This window comes from Rhizobium sp. BR 250 (assembly GCF_047445855.1).
In the GTDB taxonomy this organism is placed as follows: Bacteria; Pseudomonadota; Alphaproteobacteria; order Rhizobiales; family Rhizobiaceae; genus Agrobacterium; species Agrobacterium tumefaciens_I.
Genome location: NZ_JARWKW010000010.1, coordinates 203,474 through 216,236, shown reverse-complemented (window position 1 = coordinate 216,236; position 12,763 = coordinate 203,474). Strand labels below are relative to the sequence as shown.

At 61.1% G+C, this 12,763-nt stretch carries 11 protein-coding genes; 6 read left to right on the top strand and 5 right to left on the bottom strand.

Features of this window, described 5'->3' with window-relative positions:
- Positions 1-49: 49 nt before the first annotated feature.
- From QD336_RS17350 to QD336_RS17330, 5 genes are all read right to left on the bottom strand, one after another.
- Positions 50-1,387, bottom strand: a complete 1,338-nt coding sequence (locus tag QD336_RS17350; protein WP_269344843.1) for a sensor histidine kinase — start codon at positions 1,385-1,387, stop codon at positions 50-52.
- 17 nt (positions 1,388-1,404) lie between these two features.
- Positions 1,405-2,058, bottom strand: coding sequence for a response regulator transcription factor (locus QD336_RS17345; protein ID WP_269344845.1), 654 nt, complete (start codon positions 2,056-2,058; stop codon positions 1,405-1,407).
- A gap of 66 nt (positions 2,059-2,124) precedes the next feature.
- On the bottom strand, positions 2,125-3,792 hold the full coding sequence (locus QD336_RS17340) for a phosphoethanolamine transferase (protein ID WP_269344846.1): 1,668 nt from the start codon (positions 3,790-3,792) through the stop codon (positions 2,125-2,127).
- A gap of 198 nt (positions 3,793-3,990) precedes the next feature.
- Positions 3,991-4,254: a spike base protein, RCAP_Rcc01079 family gene (locus tag QD336_RS17335; protein WP_269344848.1), complete on the bottom strand. Its 264-nt coding sequence runs from the start codon at positions 4,252-4,254 to the stop codon at positions 3,991-3,993.
- 265 nt (positions 4,255-4,519) lie between these two features.
- A complete protein-coding gene (locus QD336_RS17330; RefSeq protein ID WP_269344849.1) occupies positions 4,520-5,431 on the bottom strand; it encodes a LysR family transcriptional regulator in 912 nt (303 codons plus the stop codon).
- Positions 5,432-5,590: 159 nt separating this feature from the next.
- Between QD336_RS17330 and QD336_RS17325 the strand changes: the two genes are divergently transcribed.
- From QD336_RS17325 to QD336_RS17300, 6 genes are all read left to right on the top strand, one after another.
- Positions 5,591-7,753 (top strand): TonB-dependent siderophore receptor, encoded by a 2,163-nt coding sequence (locus QD336_RS17325; RefSeq protein ID WP_269344850.1) that lies wholly within the window; start codon positions 5,591-5,593, stop codon positions 7,751-7,753.
- Positions 7,754-7,781: 28 nt separating this feature from the next.
- Entirely contained in the window at positions 7,782-8,684 is a 903-nt protein-coding gene (locus QD336_RS17320) for an iron-siderophore ABC transporter substrate-binding protein (RefSeq protein ID WP_269344851.1), read from the top strand.
- Positions 8,681-10,645, top strand: a complete 1,965-nt coding sequence (fhuB, locus tag QD336_RS17315) for a Fe(3+)-hydroxamate ABC transporter permease FhuB (protein ID WP_499171474.1) — start codon at positions 8,681-8,683, stop codon at positions 10,643-10,645. Before QD336_RS17320 ends, fhuB begins: the two co-directional genes overlap by 4 nt.
- A gap of 34 nt (positions 10,646-10,679) precedes the next feature.
- The gene (locus QD336_RS17310; RefSeq protein WP_499171473.1) at positions 10,680-11,489 is read left to right on the top strand and encodes an ATP-binding cassette domain-containing protein; all 810 of its coding nucleotides are present in this window, start codon (positions 10,680-10,682) and stop codon (positions 11,487-11,489) included.
- A 247-nt stretch (positions 11,490-11,736) separates the two neighbouring features.
- On the top strand, positions 11,737-12,264 hold the full coding sequence (locus QD336_RS17305; protein WP_269344854.1) for a DUF992 domain-containing protein: 528 nt from the start codon (positions 11,737-11,739) through the stop codon (positions 12,262-12,264).
- A 97-nt stretch (positions 12,265-12,361) separates the two neighbouring features.
- Positions 12,362-12,760: a c-type cytochrome gene (locus QD336_RS17300; protein WP_269344856.1), complete on the top strand. Its 399-nt coding sequence runs from the start codon at positions 12,362-12,364 to the stop codon at positions 12,758-12,760.
- Positions 12,761-12,763: the final 3 nt, after the last annotated feature.

Genomic DNA, 12,763 nt, shown 5'->3' with positions numbered 1-12,763 from the left:
CAATGAGCAAAGCCCGCCGGGAAAGCCCGTTGGGGCGGGCTTTGCGTTTTCAGGCCGTTTCGACCGGCAGAATCACGCGGGCTTCGAAGCCGTCCTGACGGCCGGGCGCCGGAGAGGAAAGCACCAGCTTCGCACCGGCCTGTTCCACCAGGCTTTTGACGATGGCAAGGCCAAGCCCGGTGCCGTCCGCCGTGGTCGAGCCTCTGGCGAAACGTGTCGTTAGCTTGGGCAAGAGCGCACCGTCGATCACCGGCCCGGAATTGACGATGCGGATCGTGCCGTCCGCTTCGGCGAAAATCTGCACCGGGCTTTCCGCCGGGCTGTGAATCAGGGCGTTTTCGAGAAGATTGCGGATGATGATGCCGAAGGCATCCGCACCGATCTTGCAGGACAGGCCGCTTTCGCAGCGATTGGTGAAGCGGATGCGGGAGGTGCCGATTGCCGTTCTGCTCATGTCGTCGATGATGAGTTCGAGCACGGGGGTGAGATCACTTGCAGTATCGGTGACCCCGATCCGTGCTTCCGCCCGCGACATCTGCAGCAGCTTTTCGGCAAGATGACCAAGATGCTGCAATGACTTTTCGATATTTTCGACGCGCGGCGCCAGTTCCGGGGGAATATCGGCACGCAGCCGCTGCGCCTGCGCCAGCGCGCCGGCAATCGGCGTGCGCAATTCATGGGCACTGTTGGCGGTGAATTCCCGCTCCGCCTCGATGGCCGATCGCAGCCGTCCGAGCAGAAGGTTGACCGAACGCGCGATGGGGTGGAGTTCAGCCGGAAAGGGCTGGGTTGCAAGCGGCGCAAGATTGCCGCCGTCCTTTTTGCCGATCTCGTCGCGCAGGGTCTGTATCGGTTGCAGGGTTTTCCGCACCACGACGATCACGGCGAAGATGCTGGCCGGGATGAGGATGAGAACGGGAAGAAGCAGCGCACTGCCGGCTTCCTCGATCGCCTCGCGCCGGTTGGCGAAGGCATCGGCCACCTGCAGGAAATAATTGCCGTCCGGTGTCGCAATCGTAAAGATGCGCTGTGTCGCGGTTTCGGAAAAACCGGGGTCCAGAGAGACCTCGAAAGGCTCCGTCGAACTGTCATGCGAATGCAGGACGACCTGCCCCTCCCGGTCGCGCACCTGATAGGTCAGATATTCTGCCCTTGCCGCCGTCTGGTTGAGTTTCTGCGCGGCGGGCGCCGTGTTGTTTTCCCTCAGGTCGTCCACCAGCAGCGGCAGCAGCCTTTCGGCGGTTTCTTCGACGCCGGCATCGAAAATTTCGGCAAATTCGTCCTGCATCACCATGACGCCGAGCCCGCAGGCGAGAAGCCAGGATATGGCGACAACGCTGGTCAGCGCCGTCACGAGCTTGCGGGTCATGCTGGTCGGTCTGGCCATCTCTGCCTGCCTGGTTGCTATCTTATGGTATAGCCGACGCCGCGCACGGTTTCGACGCGGTCATGGCCGATTTTCTTGCGCAGCCGGCTGATATAGACCTCGACCGTGTTGCTCTCTATTTCCGCGCCGAATTCGTAGAGCGTGTCGTGCAATTGCGCTTTGGAAACCACCGCGCCGGGGTGCTCGACCAGCTTTTCCAGCACGGCCCATTCGCGGGCGCTCAGCGTCTGGGCGGTTCCGTCGACGGTGATATTGCGCGCCACCTGGTTGATCTCGATGCCGGGCAGGCGGATGACAGGGGCAGAACGCCCCTCGTAACGCCGCGAAACTGCCAGCATGCGCGCCGAAAGCTCGTTGAGATCGAAGGGCTTGACCAGATAGTCGTCAGCGCCTGCGTTCAGCCCGGCAATCCGGTCGGAGACCTGGTCATGGGCGGTCAGAATGATCACCGGCGTCGCGTCGTCGCGCTTGCGCAGGGTTTGCAGAAGGGTGATGCCTTCGCCGTCCGGCAGGCGCATATCGAGCAGGATCAGGCCATAGGCCATGGTCAGCGTTGCCGCCATGGCGTCGCCCAGCGTCTTGAACCAGTCCACAGCGTGCCCCGCCGCGGCGACATGGTCTCGCAGCGCTTCTCCCAGCACATGATCGTCTTCAACAAGCAGAACCCGCAAGACAGCTCCCTCTATCGCATCGTCCTGCGTATCGCTTTCATTGGATAAGCGTCAAGCATGCTCTTTTCAGCTGTTCTGGCGCCGGGTGCAGCCGCTGAAGACATCGAGCGAGGGATCGTAGACAGAGGTGGAGACGTTCATCATGCCGAGAATGCTGTGGAAATAATTGTCATGCGAGCGCCCGCCCTCTGCCGCGCTTTTTGCCAGGCACGCCTTGTCCAGCCCCATGGATCTGGCGAAATCGTCGTCGAACCAGACAAGAAACGGCACATGGGTCTGCTGGTCGGGCGCCAGCAGATAGGGCGCGCCGTGCAGGTAGACGCCGTTCTCACCAAGCGATTCGCCGTGGTCCGACGCATAGATCATGCCCGTTGCCAGCCTGTCGGAACGGGCCTTCAGCCTGTCGATCACGGTCGAGAGGAAATGGTCGGTGTAGAGCAGCGTATTGTCGTAGGAATTGGTGATTTCCGCATCGGTGCAATTGCCGAGCTCGGCGGTGCGGCAGTCCGGGGTGAATTTGCGGAACTCGTCGGTATAGCGCAGATAATAGGTCGGCCCGTGGCTGCCCATCTGGTGCAGCACGATGACGCTGTCCTTGGTGACGTTGTTGAGCCAGGCGTCGAGCTTGTCGAAGAAGATGTCGTCGCGGCATTCCCCGCCGGTGCAGAACCGGCTGTCATTGGTGGAAGGCAGGTCGAAATAGGCAATGCGGTCGGCGACATTCTTGCTGCCGGTATTGTTGTCCAGCCATGTGGCGCCGACACCGGCATGGACGAGGACATCCATGACGTTTTCATTGGCGAGTGCCTTGTTGTGGCTATATTGCGAGCGCGGGAATTTCGAGAACATGCAGGGGATGGAAATCGCCGTGGCGGTGCCGCAGCTGGTCGTGTTCGGAAAATAGACGACGCCGCGTTTTTCGAGTTCCGGGTTTGTATCGCGCCCGTAACCATTCAGGGAAAAGTTTGCCGCACGCGCGGTCTCGCCCGCAACAATAACGGTGATACGCGGTTTGTGCACGCCGCCGAGGGCCGGCAGAACCTTGGCATCCTTGCCGATGGGGCTGACCTGAATATCGACTTCCTTGCCGGCCAGCGTGAAATAATGCACGGCCGACATGATCGGCGACAGGGGGTTGACGCTCTTGACGAGGTCCTTGTGCTGGCGAATGGCGGTGGTGAATGTCTTGGAATTCGCAAAGCTGATGATGCCGGCAACGGCAAGACAGATCAGGATGCTGATCGTGTTCCACAAAAGCTTGTCGAGGATCGGCCGGTGCCGGACCCGGACGGCGGCAACGAGGATGGACGGTCCCAGCGCGTAAACCGCCATATGCCAGAGAAAGCCGGGCGTGATGAGATTGCCCGCTTCCGCCTGTGTCGTTTCCATGGCGTTGCGGATCATGTCGCTGTCGATGACGATGCCGTAACGGTCCATGAACCAGGAGGCAGCCGCTGCCGCGAAGATCAGGAAGATCAGAAACGGCCTGAGGAGATACTTGGCGGAGAAAATGATGATGAGCGCGCCGAAAAGGGCGGCCATGGCCACATAAAGCGCGACGATGGCAACCGGATAGGCGGAAAGATAGGTGTGAACCTTCGACCAGAATGTCCGGTTGGTGAAAAGCAGCAGATAGGCCGCCGTCAGCAGGCTGAGCGGCACACTGCCGATTTCCGGACGATATGTTACTGTTCCCGTCGCTTTCGCGGTAAAAAGAGCCACTGCCAGATCCACCAGATTTCCGAGGGGCCGAGGGCAGCGAAGAGGGGCGGAAAACCGCCCTGACCGAACTGCCGCATGGGCCGATTGATGGCGGATGCGTCATTTTGCTGACATTAACCTGAAAGCTTGTCATGAAAGTGTCACACAACGTGGCGCTGCCCGGGGGCAGGGCATGGTTTCCGATCGATAAAAGGTGGTGACAGCTTGGCTCTAACTGAGCCCGACGATGCCTGTGGCGGTGGTGCGCGTTGAAAATATGCGCGTGGCCCTGACCGGCAGCAGGCTGCCTGCGGGCAGGTTCTGGAACGTCACCGTTGCTCCCGAAAGAAGTGTCATGCAAAGGTGGCCGCCATTGCCCACATAGATGGCGCGGGTGGGTGAGGGAAGCGGGTTCACATCGTCCGCAACGACATCGAAAGCGTGGGATGCCGGGGATTCGAGGCCGGCGGCGTGGTGTTCGTAAGTCTCAGCCATTTTTGTCTCCCGTAAGTCGAAATCTGCCATGATTATGCGGCGCGCCGGAGGAGCGGGAACAAGCGGGGACGGAAATTTCCGTTCGGAATTACCGTCCTGCTTCCGCCGGACCGGGGAAGGGGCGGGATTTCCCGGCAATCTCATGCGGTTGCACCGCACCGGCCAGTTGCTGCCGATGCGGTGCAACCGTATCAGGGCGGATTTGTCGTCCACGGGATCGGCAGGCGGGCTGTGGATATTCAGCGGATGGGCGGGTGCCGCCGCTTCAATTACGGGTATGGAGAATGAAAGCCCTGACGGCGGGAGAGGCTTCCGTTTTCCGGTGGGCGATGGCGAGGTCCGAGGTCGTGGCGCTTGCTGCAAGCGGTACGTAACGCACGCCGGGCAGCCTCAGGCAATCGAGCGAGCGGGGCACCAGCGCCACGCCGAGGCCGATGGCCACCATGCTGGCAATGGTGGTGTAATCTCGGCCTTCCGGGCTGATCACCGGCTGGAACCCGGCCTCGTTGCAGGCCTCCATCGTATTGTAGTGAAAGCCGACATCCGGCGGCTGCCGTGGCGTGATGAAGGTTTCGCCGGCAAGGTTCTTGAGATCGAGCTGCACTGCATACGCCAGAGGATGGTTCTCCGGCAGGGCGGCCATCAGCGGCTCGCGCAGAATCACATGGGTCGTCACCCCTTCCGGAATGGGAGCCGGCGGGCGGATGAAGGCGAAATCCAGATTGCCATCGGCGATCTTGGCCAGTTGCAACCGCATTTCCATCTCGATGAGCTGCAATTCAACATCGGGATGGGAGGCGCGGAAACTGGCGATGGACTGGATCATCAGGCCGGAATAGGCGGCGGAGGCGACATAACCGATGGAGATGCGACCCGTCTCGCCACGGCCGACACGTTTGAGTGCGGCAAGTGCCGCCTCGGCATTGGCAAGGATTTTCCGGGCGTCCTCGTAGAGCAGCTGGCCAGACGTCGTCAGCTTCACCGACCGGCGCGTCCGATCGAGCAGCGGCATGCCGACAATATCCTCAAGCGCCATGATCTGCTGGCTCAAACCGGGCTGGGCAATGCCGAGACGGGCGGCGGCACGTTCGAAATTGCGCTCATCCACCAGCGTGGTGAAATAGCGCAGGTGCCGCAGCTCGAATGTATCGGCGCGACCCGCTGGCTTCCTGCCCATCGTCACGGCCTTTCCCGGTAGATTTGAATAATTCCAAGCTATTATCAATGCGATTTTTCATAATCAATAGTTATGAAAAAAACCGGAGTCACTTATTGGATCACAATCTGCACCTTGCGTAATAAGATGAGTTAAATTCTCCAGAAAAATAACCGTCTTGTGGCGGCGCGGGTGATGAAGGGTATTGGCGTGCAGGGAAAATCCAAACACATTTCCATTCTGGCTGGTGGTTGCGCCGCCATTGCCTATGTGGCGTTCCTGGCTCCCGCTACTGCCCTTGCTCAGGAAGCCGGAACGACGGTCCTGCAAACCATCACCGTGGAAGGCGCCAAAAATCAGGATCCCAAGGCACCGGTGAAAGGTTATGTCGCGAAAACCAGCGCCAGCGCCACCAAGACAGGCCGCTCGCTGATCGAGACGCAGCAATCGGTCTCCGTCATCACCAAGGATCAGATGGATGCGCAGAACGTCCGCACTCTCAGCGAGGCGCTGAATTATGTGCCCGGCGTCGTCGCGCAGCCATTCGGTGCCGATCCGCGTTTTGATGCGCCGCGCATTCGCGGCTTCCAGGGGAACCAGCTGCAGTTCCTCAACGGCCTGCGGCTGATGCGCACGGCCGGTGCGCCGTCCTACGAGGTCTACGGTCTGGAGCGGGTGGAAGTCATTCGCGGGCCAGCCTCGGTGCTTTACGGTCAGGGTAATCCCGGCGGTCTCATCAATCTCGTCAGCAAGCGGCCGACCTTCGAGCGCTTCGGTGAAGTCGGGGCGCAGATCGGCAGCTTCGATTATTACCAGTCGATGTTCGATATTGGTGGACCGGTGGCGGGCACCGACAGTTTCGCCTATCGCCTGACCGGCCTTGCCCGCAACGCCCACACCCAGACGGATAATCTGCAGAACGACCGCTATTTCATCGCCCCGGCGCTGACATGGCAGCCGGATGAGGACACGAAGCTGACGGTTCTTGCCTCCTATCAGCACGATAATCCCAGCTCGCCCTCCGGCCTGCCGCCGGCGCTGACTTATTCGCGGCCGGGCAACATGCTGGATCGCAGCTTTTATGTCGGCGATCCCTCCTTTGACACGTCAAACCGCAAGTTCACCAATATCGGTTATGAATTCGAGCACCGTTTCGACGAAACCTTCACCTTCCGGCAGAATGCGCGTTATTCCAATTTCGACTGGTCCTACCGGGCGCTCGGCATGTCTTCGACCAGCGGCGGCATGATCGGCAATCTCATCCGCCGCAATGCGACGTTCCAGGACGAGCTGCTGAACACCTTCAACATCGACAACAGCCTGCAGGCAGATTTTTCCACGGGGCCAGTCGATCACACCCTGCTTGTCGGGCTGGACTACCGTTATTTCGACAATAACGTCAAAACCGAATTCTGGGCCGCGACGCCGCTCAACCCCGTCAACCCGGTCTATGGCGGGCCGATCAGCCTGACCTCGCGCACGCTTTATGCCGATGTGAAGACGGATATTTCCCAGATCGGTCTTTATGCACAGGACGAGATGGCGATCGAGAACTGGCGCATCACCGCCGGGCTGCGTCAGGACTGGGCAAGCACCAGCGGCACGACTTTCAGCGGCACCACCTATCGCTCTCTCGACAAGGACGATCACAAGCTGACGGGCCGCGTCGGCGTCAGCTATCTCTTCGACGGCGGCTTCGCGCCCTATGTCAGCTATGCCACCTCCTTCGAGCCGGTGCCGCAGCCGGCTGTCGGCGATGCGCCGAAGCCCACCACCGGGGAGCAGTGGGAGGCGGGCATCAAATATCAGCCCGAGGGTTTCGACGGTTTCTTCTCCGCCGCGATCTACGACCTGAAACAGAAGAATGTCACGACGACCGTGGGCGGTGTGACGCAGCAGATGGATGAGGCGCATGTGAAAGGCCTCGAACTGGAAGGCGTTGCAAGCCTTGCCGACGGGCTCGATCTGCGCGCGGCCTATACCTACATGGACAGCGAAGTTTCCGGCCGTGTGAATAACGGCAAGGAGCTTGATAGCACGCCCCGGCATGCCGCAAGCCTCTGGCTGGATTACACCTTTGCCGAAGATACCGCGCTTGAGGGTTTCGGCATCGGCGGCGGTGTCCGTTATGTCGGAAAGCGTTATGGCGATGCCGCCAATGCCTTCGAAATGAAGGGCCTCGCCCTTCTCGATCTCGGCGTGCATTACGAGAAGAACGGCTACCGCGCCTCGCTTCTGGTGCAAAACTTGACTGATAAAGAATATATTTCTAGTTGCTCCACTTTCGGATGCTATTACGGTGACGGAAGAACGGTTATGGGCAAGCTGACTTACCGTTGGTAACGCCATATCAAAGTGAAGCAGCAGGGGCATGACGCGTAAGGATCGATGGATGTCCCCCTTTTGGGGGCGGCGGGAGTTTCTGGGCCTGCTCGCGGCTTCCGCCCTTGCTGGCAGGGTGCAGGCGCAGGCGATGCCGCGCATTGCCGCCATCGATTGGGCGATGCTCGAAACCTCCGTGACGCTTGGCGTCATGCCGGTCGCGGCAACCGAACTCATCCAGTTTCGGGCCGGCGCGGTCGAGCCGGAAATTCCTGAAACCGTCGCCGATCTCGGCCTGCGCGGCGCGCCGAATTTCGAGCTTTTGCAACTCACCCGGCCGGATCTCATCCTGATTTCGCCTTTCTACACGCGTTATACCGGCAGGCTGGAAGCGATCGCCCCGGTGTTTTCTCTGCCCTTTTACGTGAAGGGCGAGCCGCCGTTCGAAAAGGCGCTGGCGGCGGTCACCGCGCTTGGTGAAAAGCTCGGGCGCACTGATGAGGCACGCAAGGTTCTCATCAAAACGGAAGAGGCGCTGCAAGCCATGCGGACCCGTCTTGCCGGTTTTTCCGCGCGCCCGACCTATGTCATCAATATCGGCGATGCCCGGCATTTTCGTGCATTTGGTGCGGACAGCATGTTCGGCGATGTCCTTGGCAGGCTGGGGCTTGCCAATGCCTGGGTGGATCGGTCGCAATTCACCTTCGCGGCGCCGGTGCCGCTCGAGAATCTCGCGGCCGCGCCGGAGGCGCGTATCGTCATCGTTTCCGATATTCCGGTGGAAGCCCGCGAAAGCCTGCGCAACAGCGCCATCTGGCGCGCGCTTCCGGCGGTGCGGGAAGGCCGGGTGGTGACGCTCGGCAATGTCGGCCCCTATGGCGGCATCACCGCCGGCATGCGGTTTGCGCGGCTTCTGACCGAGGCCCTGACGGCGCAGGGGGAAGCCCTGTGACGGTGCGGCCTCTCCAGTTTTTCTTCGGGCTCCTGTTTGTTTTCGCTTGCGGCCTTTCCCTGCATGCCGGCCTGCAGCAGCTGCCCCTCGATGCTTGGCCAAGCCTTCCATTCGATGCCGCATCCATGTCGATGGATCAGATCATCTTCGCCTTCAGCCTGCTGCCGCGCGTGGCGGTTGCCATCCTTGCGGGCGCGATGCTCGGCCTGTCGGGCGCCCTTTTCCAGCAATTGCTGCGCAATCCTATTGCCGACCCTTCGACGCTCGGCATATCGGCCGGCGCGCAGCTCGCCATCGTCATCGCCACCCTGTTCTTTCCTTCGGTGCTGGATGGCAACCGCGCATGGGTGGCGCTCGCCGGCGCGGCGGCTGCGGCCGGCATCGTTTTCCTTCTCGGTTGGCGACGCTCGTTCGAGCCGGTGACGATGGTGGTGTCCGGGCTGCTGGTCGGCATCACCGCTGCTTCCGTTTCGGCGGCGCTGACGCTGGCGCAGGGCGAATATCTGATGTCCCTCGTCGTCTGGAATGGCGGCTCGCTCAGCCAGCAGGACTGGTCGAATGCCGTTGTGCTTGCTTTCCAGCTTCTAGCCGGGCTTGCCCTGACCGGCTTGCTGATAAGGCCGCTCACGGTTCTTGGTCTTGGCGATTCCGGTGCGCGATCGCTTGGCGTATCGTTGTTCTCGATCAGGTTGGCGGTCGCATCCGTTGCGGTCGCGCTGGCTGCCTTCGTTGCCGCAGCGGTCGGCCTCGTCAGTTTCATCGGTCTTGCCGCACCGGCGCTCACCCGTGCGCTCGGTGTGCGGCGCTCGTCTTCCGTCCTGTTTGTTTCGCCCCTTTTGGGCGGTCTGCTCCTCTGGTTCTGTGACGGTCTCGTGCAGCTTCTGGCGAGTACGACGGCGGAAGTTTTTCCGACGGGTGCGGTGACGGCGCTGATCGGCGGCCCGCTGCTTTTATGGCTCTTGCCAAAAATCCGACCGACCGATGTTCATCGCGGCGAAGGCGTCGATCTTGCCACAAGACGTGGGGCTGCGGCCCTGCTGCCGGTGCTCATCATCATGGCCGTGCTGGTGTTTGCCGCACTCGCCATCGGCAAGGGGCCTGAAGGCTGGACAATGCTCAAGGCCAGTGATCTGCAAAGCCTTCTGCCCTTCCGCTGGCCACGGCTGGTGGCAGCCATAGCCGCCGGCGGTCTTCTCGCCATGGCGGGTGCGCTTTTGCAGCGGCTCACCGGCAATCCCATGGCAAGCCCGGAAGTGATCGGTGTCAGCGGTGGTGCCGGCCTCGGTTTTGCCGCCGCGATCACGGTTTTTCCGGCGGCAGGCCTGTTCGAACTGTTTTGCGGCGCCGGCATCGGTTCGGCCGCAGTCATGATCCTCGTGCTGTTCTTCGCCGTGCGCCGGCATCTGGCTCCGGAAAAAATACTGCTTGCGGGCATTGCCGTCAGTTCGCTCTGCTCGGCGGTGCTCTCGGCGCTGCTTGCCATTGGTGACCAGCGGGCGTGGCAGATTCTTGCCTGGCTCAGCGGTTCCGGTTCGACGGCGACCCCGGCTTCGGCGATCTTTCTCGCCATCCTTTCCGTCGTGCTTCTGGTCGCTGCCCTTTCGGTGACACGCTGGCTGACGATCCTGCCGCTCGGCCGGGATGTGCCGCTTGCCCTCGGCCTGCCGCTTAGCGCCGCGCGCATCGCCGTCATTGCGGTGGCGGGCATTGCCACCGGGGCTGCCTCGCTGCTCGTTGGCCCCTTGAGTTTCGTCGGGTTGATGGCACCGCATATTGCGCTGCGGGCCGGGTTCACCACGCCGCGCGACCATCTCTTCGCCTCCTTCCTGTTCGGTGCGGTGTTGATGGCGCTTTCCGATCTCGGCGCGCGAACGGTCACCTTTCCCTACGAGCTGCCGCTCGGGCTTTTTGCGGCGCTCGCCGGTGCGCCTTATCTGATCTGGCTGTCAGGCAGGCGATGATGATTTTTTTAGTTGATTTACGGAGATGAGAACCATGGGTCAGGCAGCGCTTGCCGTCGATTACGACAATACTCCGCTTTTTTCTCTTGATGGTGTGACGATGGAGGTGCCGGGCAGGACCTTGCTGCATCCGCTGACGGCAAGTTTTGCGACCGGCAAGACCATCGGCCTGATTGGCCATAATGGTTCGGGAAAATCGACACTGCTCAAGATTCTGGCGCGTATGCAGGAGCCGACGGCGGGCCGGGTTTCGTTCGAGGGAAAACCGTTGAACGCCTGGGGCAACCGCGAATTTGCGCGCAAGCTCGCCTATCTGCCGCAATATACGCCGGCCGCCTCCGGCATGCTGGCCAAGGAACTGGTGGCACTCGGCCGTTATCCCTGGCATGGCGCGCTCGGACAATTCACCAGGGCGGACCAGGAGAAGGTGGACGAGGCGATCGAACTCACTGATACCGTCGCCTTCCGCGACCGGCTGGTGGATACGCTTTCCGGTGGCGAACGCCAGCGCGTGTGGCTTGCCATGCTGGTGGCCCAGAATGCCGAAAGCCTGCTTCTCGACGAACCCATCTCCGCACTCGACATGGCGCACCAGATCGAGGTGCTTTCGCTGGTGCAGCGGCTATCGCGTGAAAAAGGCCTCGGCGTCATCGTGGTGCTGCACGATGTGAACATGGCGGCACGGTTCTGCGACGAGATTATCGCCCTGCATTCCGGCAATCTCATCGCCCGGGGAACGCCGCAGGAGATCATGACGCCGGAGACGCTGGAGCGTATTTATGGTGTTCGCATGGATGTCATGACCCATGCCGCCACCGGTTTTCCCGTCGCACTGCCGCTTTGAGATGTTGCAGCAAAACAACGGCAGGAAACGCTTGTTGTTGATGGTGATTCCGCGCGCATTTCCCGCCCTAACAATGTCTTAATGGCATCCTACCGCGATGAGACATTGTTAACCGTTCCGCTTTCATCGCCTCCAATTAAGTTGTTTTGGATCGATTTCTGGGAACAAACGTTAACAGTGCGGAATTCAATATCCGGAGAGGGCAAGAAGGGCTGCTGCGGGTAGGAATAAAACAGGAGAAAATCAGATGAAAAAGGCTGTTGCCGTAACTTTTGCCGCATTGACGATGGGCCTTGGCGGAACCGCATCCGCACTCGCTGCCGACCTTGCAAGATATGAGCCGGCTCCGCAGGAGCAGGACGAACGCAACGGCGTCAAGATCGGTTACCTCACCTGCGATATCGGCGGCGGCGTCGGTTACGTGATCGGCTCGGCCAAGGAACTGGATTGCACTTTCCAGTCCACGATCGGCGCCCGTCGCACCGACCATTACACCGGCGCCATCCGCAAGATGGGCGTTGACCTTGGTTTCACCACGCAGGGCCGTCTGGTCTGGGCCGTTTTCGCCCCGACCGCCGGTTACCACCGCGGTTCGCTGGGCGGCCTCTATCAGGGCGCTACGGCTGAAGTCACCGTCGGTCTCGGCGTCGGCACCAACGTTCTCGTTGGCGGCACCTCGGGCTCGATCCAGCTTCAGACGGTCAGCGTGACGGGTCAGGTTGGCCTCAACCTCGCAGCGACCGGTACCTCCGTGACGCTGACGGCCATGAACTGATCTGCGAAGCGCCCGGTGTTTTGACCGGGCATTCTGTCGCATGCCAAAACACGCCCTCTTCGTTGTCAGACGGAGAGGGCGTTGTATTATCCGGGCCATGATTTCCGTGTCCAAACAAGCTGCGGCCGCGACCGCGTTTTTCCTCCTGCTTGCGGCGTCCGCCTTTGCCGAGGGCGATGCGGCCCATGGCGAGAAGGTTTTCAGCCGCTGTTCCACCTGTCATAGCGTCGATGCGCCGCGCACCCGCATGGGGCCGCATCTGATGGGTGTGGTCGGCAGGCCGATGGCGTCCGTGGCCGATTACGGCCATTATTCGCAGGCGCTGAAGGATGCCGGCGCGGCTGGCCGGGTCTGGACGGAAGAGGAACTGCAAGCCTTCATCGCCAGCCCGAAGAAGGCGATCCCCGGAAATGCGATGCGTTTTTTCGGGCTGTGGAGCGAGACCGATATAACGGACCTGATCGCCTATCTGAAGACGCATCCCCTGCCGCAATAAATA

Bases quoted from the DNA above. Each gene is read 5' to 3' on its own strand.
- QD336_RS17350 (WP_269344843.1), bottom strand. From the start codon at position 1,387: ATGGCCAGACCGACCAGCATGACCCGCAAGCTCGTGACGGCGCTGACC.
- QD336_RS17335 (WP_269344848.1), bottom strand. From the start codon at position 4,254: ATGGCTGAGACTTACGAACACCACGCCGCCGGCCTCGAATCCCCGGCA.
- QD336_RS17330 (WP_269344849.1), bottom strand. From the start codon at position 5,431: ATGGGCAGGAAGCCAGCGGGTCGCGCCGATACATTCGAGCTGCGGCAC.
- QD336_RS17320 (WP_269344851.1), top strand. From the start codon at position 7,782: ATGACGCGTAAGGATCGATGGATGTCCCCCTTTTGGGGGCGGCGGGAG.
- QD336_RS17310 (WP_499171473.1), top strand. From the start codon at position 10,680: ATGGGTCAGGCAGCGCTTGCCGTCGATTACGACAATACTCCGCTTTTT.
- QD336_RS17305 (WP_269344854.1), top strand. From the start codon at position 11,737: ATGAAAAAGGCTGTTGCCGTAACTTTTGCCGCATTGACGATGGGCCTT.
- QD336_RS17300 (WP_269344856.1), top strand. From the start codon at position 12,362: ATGATTTCCGTGTCCAAACAAGCTGCGGCCGCGACCGCGTTTTTCCTC.